At 68.8% G+C, this 19,230-nt stretch carries 19 protein-coding genes; 9 read left to right on the forward strand and 10 right to left on the reverse strand.

The features are described from left to right. From M878_RS69690 to M878_RS69720, 7 genes are all read left to right on the forward strand, one after another. The coding region (locus M878_RS69690; protein ID WP_023548411.1) for an FHA domain-containing protein at positions 1 to 314 on the forward strand (314 nt) is incomplete at its 5' end. A 10-nt stretch (positions 315 to 324) separates the two neighbouring features. Next, on the forward strand, positions 325 to 855 hold the full coding sequence (locus M878_RS69695) for an FHA domain-containing protein FhaB/FipA (protein ID WP_023548413.1): 531 nt from the start codon (positions 325 to 327) through the stop codon (positions 853 to 855). Between the two features lie 140 nt (positions 856 to 995). Then, positions 996 to 2,540 (forward strand): Stp1/IreP family PP2C-type Ser/Thr phosphatase, encoded by a 1,545-nt coding sequence (locus tag M878_RS69700; protein WP_031225341.1) that lies wholly within the window; start codon positions 996 to 998, stop codon positions 2,538 to 2,540. A 27-nt stretch (positions 2,541 to 2,567) separates the two neighbouring features. After that, the gene (locus tag M878_RS69705) at positions 2,568 to 4,019 is read left to right on the forward strand and encodes an FtsW/RodA/SpoVE family cell cycle protein (RefSeq protein WP_023548417.1); all 1,452 of its coding nucleotides are present in this window, start codon (positions 2,568 to 2,570) and stop codon (positions 4,017 to 4,019) included. Next, complete coding sequence (locus M878_RS69710; protein WP_023548419.1) at positions 4,016 to 5,485, forward strand: peptidoglycan D,D-transpeptidase FtsI family protein; 1,470 nt, start codon at positions 4,016 to 4,018, stop codon at positions 5,483 to 5,485. The genes M878_RS69705 and M878_RS69710 overlap by 4 nt, the downstream gene beginning before the upstream one ends. Positions 5,486 to 5,657: 172 nt before the next feature. Beyond that, positions 5,658 to 7,652, forward strand: coding sequence for a Stk1 family PASTA domain-containing Ser/Thr kinase (gene pknB, locus M878_RS69715; RefSeq protein WP_023548421.1), 1,995 nt, complete (start codon positions 5,658 to 5,660; stop codon positions 7,650 to 7,652). A gap of 200 nt (positions 7,653 to 7,852) precedes the next feature. Continuing rightward, positions 7,853 to 8,884, forward strand: a complete 1,032-nt coding sequence (locus M878_RS69720; protein WP_037730742.1) for a restriction endonuclease — start codon at positions 7,853 to 7,855, stop codon at positions 8,882 to 8,884. 66 nt (positions 8,885 to 8,950) lie between these two features. On the opposite strand, the gene M878_RS69725 is transcribed toward M878_RS69720, so the two are convergent. From M878_RS69725 to M878_RS69750, 6 genes are read right to left on the reverse strand one after another with little or no spacing between them, the layout of a single operon-like run. Beyond that, positions 8,951 to 9,706 (reverse strand): class E sortase, encoded by a 756-nt coding sequence (locus M878_RS69725; RefSeq protein WP_023548425.1) that lies wholly within the window; start codon positions 9,704 to 9,706, stop codon positions 8,951 to 8,953. Positions 9,707 to 9,734: 28 nt separating this feature from the next. Further along, entirely contained in the window at positions 9,735 to 10,895 is a 1,161-nt protein-coding gene (locus M878_RS69730) for a class E sortase (RefSeq protein WP_023548426.1), read from the reverse strand. Continuing rightward, positions 10,892 to 11,530, reverse strand: coding sequence for an aminodeoxychorismate/anthranilate synthase component II (locus tag M878_RS69735; RefSeq protein WP_023548428.1), 639 nt, complete (start codon positions 11,528 to 11,530; stop codon positions 10,892 to 10,894). Before M878_RS69735 ends, M878_RS69730 begins: the two co-directional genes overlap by 4 nt. Next, positions 11,527 to 11,688 (reverse strand): hypothetical protein, encoded by a 162-nt coding sequence (locus M878_RS96520; protein ID WP_023548430.1) that lies wholly within the window; start codon positions 11,686 to 11,688, stop codon positions 11,527 to 11,529. The genes M878_RS69735 and M878_RS96520 overlap by 4 nt, the downstream gene beginning before the upstream one ends. 53 nt (positions 11,689 to 11,741) lie before the next feature. After that, positions 11,742 to 12,443, reverse strand: coding sequence for a class E sortase (locus M878_RS69745; protein WP_023548431.1), 702 nt, complete (start codon positions 12,441 to 12,443; stop codon positions 11,742 to 11,744). Between the two features lie 33 nt (positions 12,444 to 12,476). Then, on the reverse strand, positions 12,477 to 13,265 hold the full coding sequence (locus M878_RS69750) for a DUF881 domain-containing protein (RefSeq protein WP_031225342.1): 789 nt from the start codon (positions 13,263 to 13,265) through the stop codon (positions 12,477 to 12,479). Between the two features lie 151 nt (positions 13,266 to 13,416). On the opposite strand from M878_RS69750, the gene crgA reads away from it, so the two are divergent. After that, the gene (gene crgA, locus M878_RS69755) at positions 13,417 to 13,671 is read left to right on the forward strand and encodes a cell division protein CrgA (protein ID WP_023548435.1); all 255 of its coding nucleotides are present in this window, start codon (positions 13,417 to 13,419) and stop codon (positions 13,669 to 13,671) included. Between the two features lie 235 nt (positions 13,672 to 13,906). Here crgA and M878_RS69760 read toward each other — a convergent pair whose 3' ends face one another. Beyond that, positions 13,907 to 14,803 carry a rhomboid family intramembrane serine protease gene (locus M878_RS69760; RefSeq protein ID WP_023548436.1) on the reverse strand — a complete coding sequence of 299 codons (897 nt, stop codon included), beginning with the start codon at positions 14,801 to 14,803 and terminating at the stop codon, positions 13,907 to 13,909. 100 nt (positions 14,804 to 14,903) lie between these two features. Further along, positions 14,904 to 15,437 carry a peptidylprolyl isomerase gene (locus M878_RS69765; protein ID WP_023548438.1) on the reverse strand — a complete coding sequence of 178 codons (534 nt, stop codon included), beginning with the start codon at positions 15,435 to 15,437 and terminating at the stop codon, positions 14,904 to 14,906. Positions 15,438 to 15,719: 282 nt separating this feature from the next. On the opposite strand from M878_RS69765, the gene M878_RS69770 reads away from it, so the two are divergent. Further along, a complete protein-coding gene (locus M878_RS69770) occupies positions 15,720 to 16,421 on the forward strand; it encodes a DUF5324 family protein (protein ID WP_023548439.1) in 702 nt (233 codons plus the stop codon). Positions 16,422 to 16,704: 283 nt separating this feature from the next. Here the strand turns inward: M878_RS69770 and M878_RS69775 are convergent, their stop codons facing one another. After that, on the reverse strand, positions 16,705 to 17,400 hold the full coding sequence (locus tag M878_RS69775; protein WP_023548441.1) for a DUF4328 domain-containing protein: 696 nt from the start codon (positions 17,398 to 17,400) through the stop codon (positions 16,705 to 16,707). 15 nt (positions 17,401 to 17,415) lie between these two features. After that, complete coding sequence (locus tag M878_RS69780) at positions 17,416 to 18,936, reverse strand: hypothetical protein (protein WP_031225344.1); 1,521 nt, start codon at positions 18,934 to 18,936, stop codon at positions 17,416 to 17,418. Positions 18,937 to 19,230: the final 294 nt, after the last annotated feature.

A 19,230-nucleotide genomic window follows, 5' to 3' on the forward strand; every position in this document is an offset into this window, starting at 1 on the left:
AGCGGCCCCCGGCCGCGCCCACGAGCGGCGGGCAGACCCGCTACTGGATCGAGATCAACGGCACCCGCCACCAGATCTCCCGCGCGACGCTGGTACTGGGCCGCAGCACCGACGCCGACGTGCGGATCGACGACCCCGGCGTCTCCCGCCGGCACTGCGAGATCCGGACCGGAACGCCCTCGACGATCCAGGATCTCGGCTCCACCAACGGCATCGTGGTGGACGGGCAGCACACCACCCGCGCTACGCTCCGCGACGGCTCGCGGATCGTCGTGGGCAGCACCACCGTTATCTATAGGCAAGCCGAAGGGTGAAGCGGGGGCAATGTCAGAGCTGACCCTCACGGTCATGCGGCTGGGTTTCCTGGCCGTACTGTGGCTGTTCGTGATCGTGGCCGTGCAGGTCATCCGGAGCGACCTGTTCGGTACGCGCGTCACCCAGCGCGGATCCCGTAGGGAGGCCGGTCGCCAGCAGCAGGCGCCCCGGCAGCAGGCCGCCGCGCCCCCGCAGCCGCGCAGCCAGCAGCGGGGCCAGCAGAGCGGCGGCCGGCGCGGACGCAACGCCCCCACCAAGCTGGTCGTGACCGAAGGCACACTGACCGGCACCACGGTCGCGCTGCAGGGCCAGACGATCACTCTGGGCCGGGCACACGACTCCACGATCGTGCTGGACGACGACTACGCCTCCAGCCGTCATGCCAGGATCTACCCGGACCGCGACGGTCAGTGGATCGTCGAGGACCTCGGCTCCACCAACGGCACCTACCTGGACCGGTCCCGGCTGACGACCCCCACACCGATCCCGCTGGGCGCGCCGATCCGCATCGGCAAGACCGTCATCGAGCTGCGGAAGTAGTGCTACATCATGAGTGAGCGCGAGCGGAGCGAGCACGCAGCGGCAGGCCGCCCCCCGGCCGCCGACGCGCTCCCGACCGGAGGGTGGGCAGTGTGGCTCGACACGAGCGGCTGTACCCGGAGCCGACTGGCGAGGTGGGCATGAGTCTGTCACTGCGCTTTGCCGCCGGATCGCACAAAGGCATGATCCGGGAGGGCAACGAGGACTCCGGTTACGCCGGTCCCCGGCTGCTCGCGATCGCCGACGGCATGGGCGGCCAGGCGGCCGGCGAGGTCGCCTCCTCCGAGGTGATCTCCACCCTGGTCACACTCGACGACGACGTGCCCGGCTCCGACATCCTCACCTCCCTCGGCCAGGCCGTGCAGCGGGCCAACGACCAGCTGCGAGCCATGGTCGAGGAGGACCCGCAGCTGGAGGGCATGGGGACGACCCTCACCGCCCTGCTGTGGACCGGGCAGCGGCTCGGTCTCGTGCACGTCGGCGACTCCCGCGCCTATCTGCTGCGTGACGGAGTTCTCACCCAGATCACCCAGGACCACACCTGGGTGCAGCGGCTCGTCGACGAGGGCCGGATCACCGAAGAGGAAGCGACCACGCATCCGCAGCGGTCGCTGCTCATGCGCGCGCTCGGCAGCGGGGACCACGTCGAGCCCGACCTGTCCATCCGCGAGGTGCGGGCCGGTGATCGGTATCTCATCTGCTCCGACGGGCTGTCCGCGGTCGTCTCCCACCAGACCATCGAGGAGACCCTCGCCAGCTACCAGGGCCCGCACGAGACCGTGCAGGAGCTGATCCAGCTCGCGCTGCGCGGCGGCGGCCCCGACAACATCACCGTCATCGTCGCGGACGTGCTCGACCTGGACACCGGCGACACCATGGCCGGCCAGCTCTCCGACCAGCCGGTGGTGGTCGGCGCCGTCGCCGAGAACCAGCACCACCTGCACGACAACGGCATCATGCAGACCCCGGCCGGCCGCGCCTCCCACCTGGGCCGCCAGGCGCACGGGCACGGCGGCGGCGAGTTCGGCCCGCCCGGCTCCGGCGACACCACCGGGTACGTCCCGGCGGGCAGCTTCGGCGACTACGCCGACGGCGACTTCACCAAGCCGCGCGGCCGGGGCAAGTGGCTGAAGAGATCCCTCTACAGCGTCCTCGCCCTCGCCGTCATCGGCGGCGGCCTCTACGGCGGCTACCAGTGGACGCAGACGCAGTACTACGTCGGCGCCAAGGACGAGCACGTGGCGCTGTACCGCGGGATCAGCCAGGACCTGGCCTGGGTGTCGCTGTCGAAGGTGGAGAAGGACCACCCCGAGATCGAACTCAAGTACCTGCCGCCGTACCAGCAGAAGCAGGTGAAAGCCACGATCGCCGCGGGCGGTCTGCAGCAGGCCCAGGCGAAGATCGAGGCACTGTCCGTGCAGGCCTCCGCGTGCCGGAAGCAGGCGGAGCGCCAGTCCGCCGAGGCCGAGCGGAACGCGAAGACGGGGCAGGGCGAGGCCGGAGGCACCACGGGAACCAGCCGTACCGCCTTCACGTCCAAGGCGACACCGACCCCGCACCCATCCGGTTCGGCGCCCGCTACGAAGACCCCTTCGAAGCCGCCGTCCGCGTCCGCCACTCCGAACCCCGGCCCGAGCCTCTCCGAGGATGAGCAGAAGGTCGTCGATCAGTGCGGCAAGCAGTAGCCACGCCGCGAGAGGCCCTGTCACACGATGAGCAGTACGACTAACTCGCCGACGCATCACACCTCCACGATCGGCGCGATCGGCGCACCGAGCCGCCGCAACACCGAGCTGGCCCTGCTGGTCTTCGCCGTGGCCATCCCGGTGTTCGCCTACGCCAACGTGGGCCTGGCCATCAACAACCAGGTGCCCGCCGGGCTGCTGGCGTACGGCCTGGGCCTCGGTCTGCTGGCCGGCGTCGCCCATCTCGCCGTGCGGAAGTTCGCCCCCTATGCCGACCCGCTGCTGCTGCCGCTGGCGACGCTGCTCAACGGGCTCGGGCTCGTCGTCATCTGGCGGCTGGACCAGTCCAAGCTGCTGCAGTCGCTCAAGGGCTTCTCCCCGGCCGCGCCCCGCCAGCTGCTGTACACCGCGCTGGGCATCGCCCTGTTCGCCGTCGTGCTGATCTTCCTGAAGGACCACCGGGTCCTGCAGCGCTACACCTACATCTCCATGGCCGGCGCCCTGGTGCTGTTGCTCCTGCCGCTGGTGCCCGGCCTCGGGGCCGACATCTACGGCGCCAAGATCTGGATCAGGATCCCCGGCCTGGGCTCCCTCCAGCCCGGCGAGTTCGCGAAGATCATCCTCGCGGTCTTCTTCGCCGGTTACCTGATGGTGAAGCGCGACGCCCTGGCCCTCGCCAGCCGCCGCTTCATGGGCCTGTACCTGCCGCGCGGCCGCGACCTCGGTCCGATCCTGGTCGTCTGGGCGATGTCGATCCTCATCCTCGTCTTCGAGACCGACCTGGGCACGTCACTGCTGTTCTTCGGCATGTTCGTGGTCATGCTGTACGTCGCCACCGAGCGGACCAGCTGGATCGTCTTCGGTCTGCTGATGTCCGCGGTCGGCGCCGTCGGCGTGGCGAGCTTCGAGTCGCACATCCAGACGCGAGTCCAGGCCTGGCTCAACCCGATGCGCGAGTACGAGCTCAGCCGCCAGGTCACTCACGACGGCATCCTCCACTCCGACCAGCTGCAGCAGTCTCTGTGGGCGTTCGGCTCCGGCGGCACCCTGGGCACCGGCCTCGGCCAGGGCCACTCGGACCTGATCCGGTTCGCGGCCAACTCCGACTTCATCTTCGCCACCTTCGGCGAGGAGCTGGGGCTCGCCGGCATCATGGCGATCCTGCTGATCTACGGCCTGATCGTGGAGCGCGGCGTGCGCACCGCCCTCGCCGCCCGCGACCCGTTCGGCAAGCTGCTCGCCGTCGGCCTGTCCGGCGCCTTCGCACTGCAGGTCTTCGTCGTGGCCGGCGGTGTGATGGGCCTGATCCCGCTGACCGGTATGACCATGCCGTTCCTGGCCTCCGGCGGTTCATCCGTGCTGGCCAACTGGGCGCTGATCGGCATCCTGATCCGCATCAGCGACACCGCCCGCCGCCCGGCGCCCGCCCCCGCGACCAACCCCGACGCCGAGATGACCCAGGTGGTCCGCCCGTCATGAACAAGCCCCTGCGCCGGATCGCGATCTTCTGCGGCCTCCTCGTGCTGGCCCTGCTGATCCGCGACAACTACCTCCAGTACGTCAAGGCCGACCAGCTGGCGAGCCAGAAGGACAACCGCCGGGTCGCCATCCAGCGTTACGCGCACCCGCGCGGCGACATCATCGTCGACGGCAACCCGATAACCGGCTCCGCCGTGTCCAAGAGCGGTGACTTCAAGTACAAGCGCACCTACAAGGACGGCCCCCTGTGGGCCCCGGTGACCGGCTACTCCTCGCAGGCTTTCGACGGCAGCCAGCTGGAGAAGATCGACGACGGCATCCTCACCGGCACCGATGACCGGCTCTTCTTCCGCAACACCCTCGACATGATCACGGGCAAGCCGAAGCAGGGCGGCAATGTCGTCACCACGCTGAACGCGGCCGCGCAGAAGGCGGCGTACGACGGGCTGGCCAAGCAGGGCGGCAAGGGCGCGGTCGTCGCCCTGGAGCCTTCCACCGGCAAGATCCTGGCGATGGCCTCCTACCCGTCGTACGACCCCTCGTCCTTCTCGGGCTACTCCGACAGCGACGCCAAGGCCTGGAACAGCCTGAGGGACGACAAGGCCGACCCGATGCAGAACCGGGCGCTGCGCGAGACCTACCCGCCGGGCTCCACGTTCAAGGTGGTCACCGCGGCGGCCGCGCTGGAGAACGGGCTGTACAAGTCGGCCGACGAGAAGACGAACTCGCCGCTGCCCTGGACCATGCCGGGCACCACGACGCAGCTGAAGAACGAGGGCAACATCCCCTGCGAGAACGCCACCCTGCGGACCGCGCTGCAGTACTCCTGCAACACCGTCTTCGGCAAGATCGGCGCCGACCTCGGCAACGACAAGATGCTGGCCGAGGCCAAGAAGTTCGGCTTCGACTCCGAGCAGTTCACGCCGGTCCGCTCCAACGCCTCGGTGTTCTCGGACAACATGAACCAGTCGCAGACCGCGCTGTCCTCCATCGGCCAGTACAACACCGCCGCGACCCCGCTGCAGATGGCCATGGTCGCCTCGGCGGTCGCCAACGACGGCAAGCTGATGAAGCCGTACATGGTGGACAAGCTCCAGTCGTCCAACCTCGACACCGTCGAGCAGACCGAGCCGCAGGAGATGAGCCGGCCGCTGTCGTCGGAGAACGCGCAGATCCTGCAGTCGATGATGCAGACGGTGGTCGAGAAGGGCACCGGTACGAACGCCAAGATCGACGGCGTCACCGTCGGCGGCAAGACGGGTACCGCGCAGCACGGTGTGGCGAACAGCGCCAACCCTTACGCGTGGTTCCTCTCCTACGCCAAGCTGTCCGACGGCAGCTCGCCGGTCGCCGTGGCCGTGGTCATCGAGGACGAGAGCGCCAACCGCGACGACATCTCGGGTGGCGGCCTGGCGGCGCCCATCGCGAAGAACGTCATGCAGGCGGTCATCCAATCGAAGAAGTGACCCCCGTCACGTCTCCTTCACATCGTTGCACGTTGCGATACCGGTCCTGTATCGGGTTGCGGGCTTGGCCAGGTCACACAAAGCGAGCCGGGTACGGTAGGCCCGGACGGCAGCCTCCGGCGGCGCACGACGGTGCGCGGCCGGGACCGACGGAGAGGGCTGGTAGGTAGCTATGGAAGAGCCGCGTCGCCTCGGCGGCCGGTACGAACTGGGCCAGGTGCTCGGTCGTGGTGGCATGGCGGAGGTCTACCTCGCGCATGACACCCGGCTCGGCCGCACCGTGGCAGTGAAGACCCTGCGCGCCGACCTGGCACGCGACCCTTCCTTCCAGGCCCGGTTCCGCCGGGAGGCCCAGTCGGCCGCCTCGCTCAACCATCCCGCGATCGTCGCGGTCTACGACACGGGCGAGGACTACATCGACGGGGTCTCCATCCCGTACATCGTGATGGAGTACGTCGACGGCTCCACGCTCCGTGAGCTTCTTCACAGTGGCCGCAAGCTGCTGCCCGAGCGGGCCATGGAGATGACGATCGGCATCCTCCAGGGTCTGGAGTACGCCCACCGCAACGGCATCGTCCACCGTGACATCAAGCCGGCCAACGTCATGCTGACCCGCAACGGCCAGGTCAAGGTGATGGACTTCGGCATCGCCCGTGCCATGGGCGACGCCGGCATGACCATGACGCAGACGGCGGCAGTCATCGGCACGGCCCAGTACCTCTCGCCGGAGCAGGCGAAGGGCGAGCAGGTCGACGCCCGCTCGGACCTGTACTCGACGGGTTGTCTCCTCTACGAGCTGCTGACGGTCCGCCCGCCCTTCGTCGGCGACTCCCCCGTGGCCGTGGCCTACCAGCACGTCCGCGAGGAGCCCCAGGCACCGTCGGTCTTCGACCCCGAGATCACCCCCGAGATGGACGCGATCGTCCTGAAGGCGCTGGTCAAGGACCCGAACTATCGCTATCAGTCGGCCGACGAGATGCGCGCCGACATCGAGGCCTGCCTGGACGGCCAGCCGGTCGCGGCAACGGCCGCGATGGGCGCGGTGGGCTACGGCGGCTACCCCGACGACCAGCCGACGACGGCCCTGCGCCCGGACGCCGGCGGCGGAGCGACCACGATGCTCCCGCCGATGAACCCGGACGACGGCGGCTACGGCTACGACGAGAGCCCGGGCCGCCGCGGCCGGCAGCAGAAGAAGTCCCACACCTCCACGATCCTGCTGGTGGTCGCGGGCATCCTGGTCCTGATCGGCGCGATCCTGATCGGCAAGTGGGTGGCGAGCGGCACCAACACCGCGGACAAGCCGTTCGGGGCCCCCAACTTCGTCGACCAGACCTACGCCGACGCCCAGAAGATGGCCACCAACTCGGACCTGAAACTGGCGCCCCCGACCCGGCAGCCCTGTGACAACGAGCCCAAGGGCAGAGTCTGCTCGCAGGACCCCAAGGCCGGGACAGACGTGAAGAAGGGCGACACGATCAACCTGGTGGTGTCGACGGGGGCGCCGAAGGTGGACGTGCCGGACGTCCGCGGACTCCAGTTCGACCAGGCCCAGTCCCAGCTGGAGGGCAAGGGCTTCAAGGTCGAGAAGCAGACCCAGGTCTCGACTCAGCCACCGGGCGTGGTCATCACCCAGGATCCGCAGGGCGGCACGAGCCAGCAGAAGGGCACCACGATCACCCTCACGGTCGCCAAGGCCGAGGACAAGGTGACCATCCCCGGTGACCTCGTCGGCAAGTCCTGCGACGACGCGAAGTCCGAGCTGCAGCAGCTGGGCCTGGTGCCGGGCGACTGCACGGAGACCCCCACCGCCGACCAGGCTCAGGACGGCAAGGTCCTGTCGACCAACCCGGGGGCGGGCCAGCAGGTGGGGAAGAACACGCCGGTCACGATCAACGTCGGCAAGTTCCAGGGTGGCCAGCCGCAGGGCCAGGTACCGAACGTCGTGGGCAAGACCCTGAAGCAGGCCGAGCAGATCTTGCAGCAGAGCGGCTACACGCAGATCACGGTCACCGGACCGGGCGACGACAAGGCACGGGTCATCCAGCAGACCCCGACAGCGGGAACCCAGGCCGACCCGAGCACCACCCAGATCGCCCTGACCACCCTCGACATCGGCGGCGGCGGCAACGGCGGCGGCGGCTTCCTCGGCGGTAACAACGGCTGACGCCCCGCACAGAACAAGACGAGTGGGCCCCTGCCGGGACTGCCTGGCAGGGGCCCACTCATGAGTTCAGCCGGATTGATCGCACTGCAGTGCCCCTACCGATCGTGTCTTCATATGACACGGCTCGTTGATCGGGTGGGGTGGGGGATACGGGTCTCTGCCCCGGCCAGGTGGCCACGACCGAGCCGAAGGGGCAGAACGTGATCAACGAATCGGTGCTGCTGGAGTCGAAGACACTGCGCGGCAGCGTGCTGGACCGCACGGAAGTGCTGGATCGAGTGAAGACGCTGTCGCTGTTACCGGACGAGATGCATGTGACGACGGCGATGGTGGCGGCGTACTTCGGCGTCACGGTCGAAGCCATCCGCGCCCTCGTGCACGACCACCGTGCAGAGCTGGAAGGGAACGGATACCGAGTTCTGACAGGTACAGAACTGAGTGACTTCAAGCAACTCAGTGGGATCCAGTCCCGCACCGGGTCCCTCGCGCTCTTCCCCCGCCGTGCTGTCCTCAACGTCGCCATGCTCCTCCGCGACAGCGAAGTCGCACGTCAGGTGCGTGTGTACCTCCTAGACATGGAATACCTGGCTCGTACCCAGCCTGTGGAAAACCCGGTTCCCACAGCCCCGATCTCCCTCGACGACCGCATCGATCAACGCATCACCCACATCCTCGGCAAGACAGTCGTACCGATGTTCAACGCCCTGATCGAAACGTCGGGCGAGCACCGCAAGGAGCTGATCGCTCTCCGGGCCGGAGTCCAGCGCATCGAGCGACGGCTCCACCAGCACCACGCCCGGCTGCAGAGGCTCGAAGGGGTACGGGAGGACCGGCCCGCCGTCGGAGTCATGGCCGCCATGGACGCCATGAACGGCCGCACGTTCGAGCATCACATCGCCGAGTTGCTGCGCCGTGACGGATGCACCGATGTCGTCGTGCAGGGCGGTCACGGAGACCGGGGCGTCGACATCATCGGGCTCACAGCCGACGGGCGACGCCTTGTCGTCCAGTGCAAGAGGTTCGCGCCCTACCTCAACATCACCAGCCCTGACGTGCAGAAGTTCGTCGGGGCTGCCAAGGTTCTGTACAGCGCAGAGGTGGCACTCTTCGTGGCAACCTGCCCCTTCACACGCGACGCCCTGAACATCGCCGCCGAGGCGGGGATCACCGCCGTACACCGTGGGGTGCTGGAGGAGTGGAGCGCCGGAGAACCGCTGAAGGTCCTGGAGTAGGTACGGCCCCACACAAATGAGGCCCGAAGTCGCAAGAGAAAGTTGCGGCTTCGGGCCTCCGTCATCCTAGCGCTGCAGCTCCTCCGGCGGAGTCCGCTCGCTGTCCACCTTCTCCACCCGCACCAGTTCCCCCCACACCACATACCGGTACTCCGACGTGTACACAGGCGTGCACGTCGTCAGGGTGATGTAGTGGCCCGGCTTCCGCTTGCCGGATTCCTTCGGGACGGACGAGAGGACGTTGACGTCGTACTTCGAGGTCTGCGGAAGGATCGAGAAGACCTTGTAGACGTACCAGTCGTCCCGTGTCTCGAAGACGATCGGGTCACCCTTCCTCACCTTGTCGATGTTGTGGAACTTGGCGCCGTGACCGTCGCGGTGGGCGGCCAGGGCGAAGTTTCCGGTCTTGCCGGTGGTGGGGAGCGTGGCCTTGACCGGGTCCAGGTAGTAGCCGGCCACACCGTCGTTGAGGACGTCCGTGCCCGTGCCCTTCTCGACCAGGACCACGCCGTTCTTCATCGACGGCACATGCAGGAAGCCGATGCCGTCCTTGGTGTCCAGCGCGCCCGGACCGGAGTCCGTCGTCCGCGCCCAGTGCTGGCGGATCTTGTCGGCCCGATGGTCCGCCTTACGGTCCGCTATCACATTCGTCCACCAGAGGGAGTAGACGACGAAGAGGGCGAGCAACAGGCCCGCCGTGATGAGGAGTTCACCGAAGACACTGACCGTCCTCGCGATCCGGCCCAGGCGCCGGCCGGGCGGGGCGGGACTCGGGTCGGACGCGTCCGTGTGTTCTGCGGTGTCGTCGGTGGTCGCTGCCACAGTTTCCTCTGCCCCTACTCGCTGAGCCCTACTCGATGAGCGCGTCCGGCTTGCCCTTGCTGCGCGGGCGTTCCTCGACCATCTTGCCCCAGACCACCAACCGGTACTTGCTGGTGAACTCCGGCGTGCACGTGGTCAGGGTGATGTAACGGCCGGGTTGGGTGAATCCCGAGCCCGGCGGAACCGGGTCCAGCACACTCGTGTTGGTCGGCGAGGTCACCGGCAGCGTCCTGGTCACCTTGTACACGAAGTACTCGTCCTGCGTCTCGACCACGACCGCGTCACCGGGCTTGAGCTTGTTGATGTACCGGAACGGTTCACCATGCGTGTTGCGGTGCGCGGCCAGACCGAAGTTACCGGTCTTCGCGTCGGGCATCGCCGTCTTCAGCGGAGCCTCGCCGTAGTGCCCGACCATGCCCTTGTTGAGCACCTTCTCGGTGCTGACGCCCTCCGCGATCGGCGCGACCACGTCCAGCTTGGGGATGTGCAGTATGGCGAAGCCCTGCCCCGGCGCGAAGACACCCGGGTTGCGCTTCCCGCTCGCCCAGTCGTCCTGCAACTGGTGCGCCTCGCTGCCCGCCTGCGCCTGGGCACGGACATTGGTCCACCACAGCTGATAGGTGACGAACAGCAGCATCAGCACACCGGTGGTGATGAACACCTCGCCGATCACCCGGCTCGCGATGACGGACGGGCTCGCTTTGCGCAGCCGCGCCTGCCGCCGCGCCTCCACCCGGGACAGCGGCCGCCCGGACTCCGCGTCCGCCGACGATGTCCCGGCGGGCGCCGCCTCCCGGCCACCGCCGCCATGGCGCCCGCCGCGCCGCTTGGCGGCCTTTCTGCGGGCGGCACGGCCACCGGTTGCGGGTCCAGTGGCCAAGGAGGCGGAAGAGGCCGCAGCGGCGCGTATGGGCTCGCTCTCCGGGCCTGGCGCCGCACCGGGCATCCGCAGCGCCATCGTCTCGTCGTCCAGGGGAGTCCGAGGCCGGTACGGGTCGCCTTCGTATGGGGCGCCTTCGTATGGGGCGCCCTCGTACGGGGCGTCTTCGTACGGATCGTCATACGACGCCTCGTACGACCCCGGGTGCACGGCTCCCGCCGCGTCCCAGTCCCCAAGCGCACCGGAAGCCTCGTACGACTGATCCCCGTACGAGGCATCGGTCTCGCGCTCCGGGCGCAGCGCGGTCACGCCGTGGCCCTGCCCACCACCGGGGCGAGCCCCGCCGACCTCGCCACGGCACCCTGGTCTCCGCACTCCACCAGCCAGTTGGCCAGCATCCGGTGACCATGCTCGGTCAGCACCGACTCGGGGTGGAACTGCACGCCCTCGACCGGGAGTTCCCGGTGGCGCAGGCCCATGATGATGCCGTCGTGGGTGCGGGCGGTCACTTCCAGCTCGGCCGGGACCGTCGCCGGCTCGGCGGCCAGGGAGTGGTAGCGGGTCGCCGTGAAGGGCGAGGGCAGACCGGCGAAGACGCCCTTGCCCTCATGCTCCACCAGCGAGGTCTTGCCGTGCAGCAGCTCGGGCGCCCGGTCCACCACACCGCCGTACGCCACCTGCATCGACTGCATACCGAGGCAGACACCGAAGACCGGCACCCCGGTCGCGGCGCAGTGGCGGACCATGTCCACACACACGCCCGCCTCCTCCGGCGTCCCCGGGCCGGGTGAGAGCAGCACGCCGTCGAAGCCGTCCTGGGCGTGCGCCGTCGACACCTCGTCATTGCGCAGTACCTCGCACTCGGCGCCCAGCTGGTACAGGTACTGGACGAGGTTGAAGACGAAGCTGTCGTAGTTGTCGACTACGAGAATCCGCGCACTCACTGGTTGTCCACCGTCACATCGTTGAAGGGAAGCAGCGGTTCGGCCCACGGGAAGACGTACTGGAAGAGCACGTAGATCACGGCCAGGATCAGTACGAGCGAGAGGAGCGCCTTCAGCCACACGTTCCCCGGCAGATGCCGCCAGATCCAGCCGTACATGCCGTTCCTTCCGTATCCCCACGGCACCGGACTCACGCCGTTCGCCCACCAGACTAACGGCGCAGAGCCCTCGGTTCGCCTGCCTCCACAGACTGGGTGGAGTCCAGGTGCGCCCAGACGATCAGCCGGTGACTGTGCCCCCATTCCGGATCGCACGTGGTCAGCGTCAGATACCGGCCGGGACGCGTATACCCGGACTTACGTGGCACAGGGTCGATCACCTCAACGTCCGTCGGCACGGTTTTGTAGGGCCCTTTGTCGATCCGATACGTGAACCAGGTCGTCCCGTCCGTGAGGACGACGGCGTCCCCGGAACGCAGCTCCGGGAAGTCCTTGAACGGATCACCGTAGGTGCGCCGGTGACCGGCCACCGCGAAGTTCCCCTCCTGGCCGAGCTGCGCGGTGCCCGCGTAGTGGGCGAGGCCCTTCGCCAGCACGTCCCGGCCGGTGCCCTCCAGGACGGGCTTGTTCCACGTGAAACCGAACCGCGGGATGTACATGATCGCGAAAGCCTTGCCGTAGTGGTACGGCGCCGGACTCGCCGTGGCGGCCGTCTGCCCGCCCGAAGAGCCCCCCGCGGCGGCCGCCGGCTGCATGCTCCCCTTGGACCACTGCCGGTGCAGCTGGTCGATCTGGTCGTTCATGGCACCCTCGGCCCGCACACCCGTCCAGAACAGCACATAAGCGACAAAGAGCACGATCAGGGTGCCAACGGTGATGCACAGCTCGCTGACGGTCCGGACGATCACGCGCACCGGCGCCTCCGGTTACGGACGGCTGACGGATGGCTACTGCACGGGCTTCGCGTAGTGCAGATCCACTGTGCCCGAGTAGCCGGGAAGAGTCACCGTCCCGTCGTCGGTGACTTTCCAGCCGAGACCGTAGACATTGACGTACACCATGTAGGTCTGGATCGCCTTGCTCGCCGCGAGCGACTGCTGCAGCTTGTCCGGGTCCCCGATCGCCGTGATCCTGTACGGCGGTGAGTAGACGCGACCCTGAAGGATCAGCGTGTTGCCGACGCAGCGCACCGCGCTGGTGGAGATCAGCCGCTGGTCCATGACCTTGATGCCCTGGGCGCCGCCCTGCCACAGGGCGTTCACCACGGCCTGCAGATCCTGCTGGTGGATGACCAGGTAGTCGGGCTGCGGCTCGGGATAGCCGGGGAGCTTGGCGGTGGCGTTGGGCGGGGCGTCGTTCAGGGTGACGGTGAGGCCGTGGCCGGTCAGCTTCTGGGTGCCGGCGCTCTGCTCCAGACCGGTGAGTTTGCGGTCCTGCGCCTTGGTGCTGCCGTCGTCGCTCTCGGCGAGGGACTCCACGCTCCCGCGCAGGGCCGCGTTGGACTCGTCCAGCTCCTTGTTCTTGCGGCTGCGCTGCTGGATCAGGTCGGACAGCTTCAGCAGGGACCCGTCCTGGCGGATGTCCGTGCCCTTGGCCGTGTTGAAGCTGGTGATGAAGAGGAGCCCCGCGAGCGCGAAGACGGCCGCCGTGAGCATCCGCACAGGGCGGAAACCCGGCCGGCGGCCCGGGCCGGAGCCCGTTGATTGCGTCCCGGGGGAGTCGGCAGAATTGCTCAACGGACCCTTATCTCCTTCAGCGCCACGGAAGCACTACGCTAACGGACGCCCGGGGGAGCACACAGAGTCGTCATCTTGGGCACTAGTACGCTGCCCCGAGCCCGACCAGTTACCTGCGCGGCCACGCAGCGCATCGACAGGAGAGACCCTCGTGCCGAAGTCACGTATCCGCAAGAAGGCCGACTACACGCCGCCGCCCGCCAAGCAGGCGCAGGCGATCAAGCTGAACAGCCGTGCCTGGGTCGCGCCCGTCATGCTGGCCATGTTCATCATCGGCCTGGCCTGGATCGTCGTCTTCTATGTGACGGACGGCTCGCTGCCCATCGACGCCCTGGACAACTGGAACATCGTGGTCGGCTTCGGCTTCATCGCCGCCGGCTTCGGTGTCTCCACGCAGTGGAAGTAGCTCTACCCAGAGTTATCCACCGAGTTATCCACAACCTTGGGAAAAGAAAGACGATCTGTGGATAACCCATCGAGGGTTGACGCCGGTGTGACTGACCTACCGGCCCTCATACACCTGTTCGCCCCCTGTTCGACCTGCGGAAACACATCCGAGCGACAGGGGGCACAGCTGTGCGCGCACGGCATGCACAAGATCCGGCACGGGCTGTGGACAACGGTTCGGTATCAGCTGCGGGTCAGGTGAGCTGAGTGGTCCTGACCAGCGTGAGCACCACCACGACGGCGAGTACGAGCGCACAGGTGCCGTACTGGACCAGCGTGCGCCGCTCGCGCGGGGCGTGGACCATCGCGTAGCCGACGGCGACACCGGCGACGAGTCCGCCGATGTGGGCTTGCCAGGCGATGTTGAAGCCCGGGTAGAAGGTGATGATCAGGTTGATCACCAGCAGGCCGATGAGCGGGCGCAGGTCGTAGTTGAGCCGGCGCATCAGTACGCCGGTCGCGCCGAAGAGGCCGAAGATCGCTCCGGAGGCGCCGAGCGAGGGTGCGTTGGGCTCGGCGAGCAGATAGGTGAGCGCGCTGCCGGCCAGGCCCGAGGCGAAGTACAGCGCGAGATAGCGGGCGCGGCCGAGGGCCGCTTCCAGGGGGCCGCCGATCCACCACAGGCTGAGCATGTTGAACAGGATGTGGCTGAAGTTGGTCGGCGAGTGCAGGAACATCGAGGTGAGCAGGCGGTAGTACTGCCCCTCGGCGACGCCCTCGACGGGGCCGAACAGGGAGAACTGGGCCCGGCCGATCAGCTCGTACTGGTTGGTGAGGGTGTCGCCCACGGAGAGCTGTGCCAGGAAGACGGCGAGGTTGACGCCGATCAGGATCTTGGTGAGCAGCCGGGGGTCGGCCGTGACCGTGCCGCCGGCGAGGGTGCGTGGCTGGGATGCGGTCGGGGCGTGTCCGGTGCCGCTGCCGGCGCGCACGCATGCGGGGCATTGGAAGCCGACGGAGGCGCTGACCATGCACTCGGGGCAGATGGGGCGCTCACAGCGGGTGCAGCGCACACCGGTCTCGCGGTCCGGGTGCCGGTAGCACACGGGCGTGCGGTGGGCGTCGTGTGCGGCGGCTGCGGCCTCGTCCATCTGTTCCCCTTGCTCGTCGTGGGCCCTGTCCCTGGTAATGCCCCGCCCCGCTCATCCTTGGTACGGACGAGCGGGGCGTTTGGTTCCCGGCGGGGTGGGCTCAGCTCTCGCGCGTCTCGACGACGACCGACTCGATGACGACGTCCTTGACGGGACGGTCGTTGCGGGGGTTGGTCTGTGTGCCGGCGATGGCGTCGACGACCTTCTGGCTGGCCGGGTCGGTGACCTCGCCGAAGATGGTGTGCTTGCGGGTCAGCCAGGTCGTCGGGGAGACGGTGATGAAGAACTGGGAGCCGTTGGTGCCCGGGCCGGCGTTGGCCATGGCCAGCAGGTAGGGCTTGTTGAAGCCGAGGTCCGGGTGGAATTCGTCCTTGAACTGGTAGCCGGGGCCGCCGGTGCCGTTGCCCAGCGGGTCGCCGCCCTGGATCATGAAGCCGCTGATGACACGGTGGAAGATCGTGCCGTTGTAGAGCGGCGCGTTGGTCTTCGCGCCGGTCTCGGGGTTCGTCCACTCGCGTTCGCCCTGGGCCAGCTCGACGAAGTTCCTGACCGTTTCCGGCGCGTGGTTCGGGAAAAGCTGGACCACGATGTCGCCGTGGTTGGTCTTCAGGGTGGCGTACAGCTGCTCGGCCACGATCTGCCTTCCGTTGTCTTTCTGTGACTCCCCGATCCTCGCACGGCCGGGGAGGTACGTCGCCTGGCGGCCATGAGTTGCGCCCGGAAGGCAGCGCTGGGCGGGGTTTCGTGGCAGTGTCGATGGCAGGCTCGGGTTGTCCGTGATTCATCCGGAATCGAGCTGAAGGGAGCGGTCGGCACCCATATGCCCGCTCTCGCATGCCGCGCGGAACGTTGGCAGGCATGATCCGTAAAAGGGTGGAAAGTCGAAATACCGTACGCCACCGAGGAGGAGGAACCCGTGACCCGCATCGACAGCGTGCGCGCCGCGACCGGCTCGGCGAAGGACAGCGTGCTGCACGCCGCGGAAGTGGTGGCGCCTTACGCCGACACGGCCAAGGAGCGTGCCGCGCTCTACGCGCAGGAGGCACGCGTACGGCTGGCCCCCGTGATGTCGCAGGCCGCCGAACAGGCCCGCGTGCAGTACGACGCCCGGCTCGCCCCGCGGCTGGAGCAGGCGCGTGCGCATGTGCCGCCGAAGATGGACCTGGCGGCGCAGGAGGCCGCGGTCCGCGCCCGCAAGGCCGCCCGGCAGGCCGCCGTGTACTCGCGTCCGAGGATCGAGCAGGCTGTGGCGGCGGCCGGTCCGGTCCGTGACGAGGCCGCCGCGCGGGGCGCCGCCGCGCTGGCCGCGCTGCGTGGTCAGGTCTCGGCGGAGGAGATCCAGAAGCTGGCCCGCAGGAATGCGCGCCGGTGCCGGGCCGGCCGCGCGGCGAAGGCGCTGGTGCTGCTGGCCGCGCTGGCCGGTGGTGCCTTCGCGGCCTGGAAGTGGTGGGACAAGCAGGCCAACCCGGACTGGTTGGTCGAGCCGCCCGCCGCGACGGAGGTACCCGAGTCGGGCGGCCGGCTCAGCTCGGTGGACGGCAGTGGCACCTCGGCGCTGGACCCGGAGGTTCAGGCGAAGCAGGCCGAGGAGGACGCGGCGGACCAGGACGACCAGTAGGGCGCAACGCCGCTGGGGGTGCCCCCACGCCGACGGTACCTCTGTGTACGGCCTCCGTACGGCCTCCGTGTACACACGCGGAGGCCGTACTGGGTGCGCGTATGCGGCTGGTCGGAGTGACGGCGCCCGTGCCGCGGGGGTCGACTGATCCGGGTTGTACAGGAGCGAGGAGCTGGAGGAGCTGAACTACGGTGTGTCCTCGATCTCCAGCAGGCGGCAGTGGGCGAGGACTTCGGGGTCCGCCTTCCCTCCACCAGCACGTCCTGGAGGCCCGCCTCGGCCCTCACCCCGCGTTCTGGGCAGGCCTGTTGGTCTGCCACTCGGTGACGCGCCTGATGATGAGGATGACCAGGACACCGGCTGCCAGGGTGAGCACCGTGAGCAGGGTGGACATGTTCGCGTTGGCCAGTACGTCCTGCTCGGAAGCCTCCTGCGAGGCCATGCGCCATTGGATCGGCTTCACGACGAACAGCGCGACCGCGTACAGCACCCACCAGGTCTTGATCAGGGCGACGGGGGCGGGCCGCCGGGGGGCGCTGGCCTGCCAGATGTCCGACACCACCTGGTATGGAAACCACAGGTTGGCCACGGGTGACAGCCAGGCGCCGATCACCCAGCCCCGGGAGCGGCGATGCGCGGCGGCACCGCCGGTCAGCTCGGCGTTGATCCGCGCCCGCCACAGCCACACGAGAAACGCCACGCCGGCCGCTCCCCCGACCAGGAACAGCGACCATGTCCCCAGCAGCGTGGTGAAGGTACCGGAATCGGCGGCCTCGACGTCCGCGAGTGTCGCCCTCCCGGCCAGGAAGTCGTGGACGACGACGTAGTCGCGCCAGTTGTGCACCGCGACCAGTACCTCACGCACGAGTTCCAGTGAGATCAGCAGCGTCGCCGCCGTGGCCGCACCGGTCACCGGACGGTACGTCTCCGTGCCGGCCGGGCTCACGCCCGTCGACGTGCCCTGCTGTGGACCTTCCATGATTCCTCCTTGGCGCTACCCGGGATCGAGCAGCAGCAGAGTGCGGAACATCAGCCAGCCCAGCAGGCCCAGGACGATGACCAGCAGGACGCCTCTCCACAGCGATGCCTGCGCCGCGAAGTTGGCCCGCCAGGTCATCGTCCGCTTGCGGAGCCCCACCGCCGCCAGGGCGGCCTTCATGGCGCGGACCTCTCGGTAGACGGACGTGTACACGACCATGGACGCCACGCCGAGCCGTTCGGCGAGGGCCGCGAGGCGCGCGCGCACGCCCCGCCGGGTGGTGGCGCCCACCGGGTGGACGTGGGGTGTCCACTCGGGGTCGAAGGTGATGACGGCTGAGATCGAGGAGTTCGAGGAAATCGGGGAGCCGCCCGCGACCGTCTTGTCCAGCCGGGCCGGGGTCGGCAGATGCTCGTCCAGCCGTTCGGCCACGCCCGGCAGCCCGGCCGGCACCATCAGGACGAGCTTCCGCGCGGGCTGGGTGGCGCAGGCCTGCTCGACCTCCCACCAGAGCCCGTCGCCCAGGCCCAGGCGCAGCACGATGAGCCGGGACAGTTCCATCAGCCGCAGGACCACGGGCTGCCAGTCGTCGCGCGGCAGATAGAACCGCGCCGCCCCCAGCCGCGGCAGCGGCTCCTCGGGCATTCCTACCGCGATCACCGGGCCCACGGCGCCCAGCGCCGCCGCGAGTTGTTCCTCCCGCGAATGGACGTTGACCGGCATCCCGTCGTCGACCTGCGCGGTGGTGGCGTCATCGGCGAAGCTGCGCAGGTAGAGCACGGGTGTACGGCCGTCGGCCAGCAGCGCCTGGGCCGCGCTGCGCACCGAGCGCGGACGGGAGCGGCGCAGGATCAGTAGTCCCGCTCCCAGCGTGGCCAGCCCGCACGGCAGGAGGAGGAGCTGCGCCACCAGCGGCTGCTTGTAGCCCTCCCGCTCCGCCATGCTGACGGCGAAGAAGCCCGTCGCGAACAGCCCGTATCCGACGCCGCTGGCCGCCAGGAACACCGGCCTGCGCCACCACGGCTGACGCGGGGCGAACCGGCTGACCAGGCCGACGATGTCGGCGGCTCCCGCGCGGCGGTGACGCCGTAGCCAGCATGTTGGTACGGCGAGCGCCCCGGCGGCCACCGCCCACCACAGCGCGGCTGTGCCCGATGAGCCGAGGTCCCGCTCAAGGACCGCCCGGTCCTTCTCCACCCGTGCCGCGAGTCCGGCGGCACGCTCGCGGGCGAGGGAGCTCTTGCCCTCGCGGGCTTCACGGGCGGCGGTGAGCACGGCGGACCGGCTCTCCCCCGACGGGGCGTTGTCCTCGAACCACGCCTCCCCCTCCCGGATCCCGGCGCGCGCGGACGCGTCCCCGGCGGCGTAGCGGTCCAGCGCGGTGACGAAGGCGGCGGCTCGCGCGGGGGCGTCACGGGAGCGGTCCCGGGCCCGCAGATCCAGGCCGGCGCCGACCGCCAGCTGCAGCGCGACGTAGCCCGTGACGACCGCGCTCACCATGACCAGCCGACCGAACATCCGCAACCGGGAGGACACCCCCGCCCCACCCCCCCTCACCTCATGTGACCACCGCCCCGCGTGTGACCACCGCCCCGCCCCACAGGCTGATGCTCCACAGCCACGCACCGCAAGGCGGTCACAGCTCCAAGTAAGGCCCCATCACCCGGATTTCATCGATATTTCATGGCTCACGCGAGGGCCGGCCAGGACCGGCGGCTGCGGCGGGGAGCCAGGGCACAGCGCCGCGGATCGTCCTGAGCCGAGCCGTTGTGACCCGGACGCCCGGCCTTCCGCCGCCTACACTGGGTCGGCACATCGGTGTCGGCTGTG

Origin of the sequence: Streptomyces roseochromogenus subsp. oscitans DS 12.976 (genome assembly GCF_000497445.1) — a bacterium.
Lineage (GTDB): Bacteria > Actinomycetota > Actinomycetes > Streptomycetales > Streptomycetaceae > Streptomyces > Streptomyces oscitans.

Bases quoted from the DNA above. Each gene is read 5' to 3' on its own strand.
- M878_RS69760 (WP_023548436.1), bottom strand. From the start codon at position 14,803: ATGGACGAGGCCGCAGCCGCCGCACACGACGCCCACCGCACGCCCGTG.
- M878_RS69775 (WP_023548441.1), bottom strand. From the start codon at position 17,400: ATGGAAGGTCCACAGCAGGGCACGTCGACGGGCGTGAGCCCGGCCGGC.
- M878_RS69705 (WP_023548417.1), top strand. From the start codon at position 2,568: ATGAGCAGTACGACTAACTCGCCGACGCATCACACCTCCACGATCGGC.
- M878_RS96520 (WP_023548430.1), bottom strand. From the start codon at position 11,688: ATGTACGGCTGGATCTGGCGGCATCTGCCGGGGAACGTGTGGCTGAAG.
- pknB (WP_023548421.1), top strand. From the start codon at position 5,658: ATGGAAGAGCCGCGTCGCCTCGGCGGCCGGTACGAACTGGGCCAGGTG.
- M878_RS69700 (WP_031225341.1), top strand. From the start codon at position 996: ATGAGTCTGTCACTGCGCTTTGCCGCCGGATCGCACAAAGGCATGATC.
- M878_RS69710 (WP_023548419.1), top strand. From the start codon at position 4,016: ATGAACAAGCCCCTGCGCCGGATCGCGATCTTCTGCGGCCTCCTCGTG.
- M878_RS69695 (WP_023548413.1), top strand. From the start codon at position 325: ATGTCAGAGCTGACCCTCACGGTCATGCGGCTGGGTTTCCTGGCCGTA.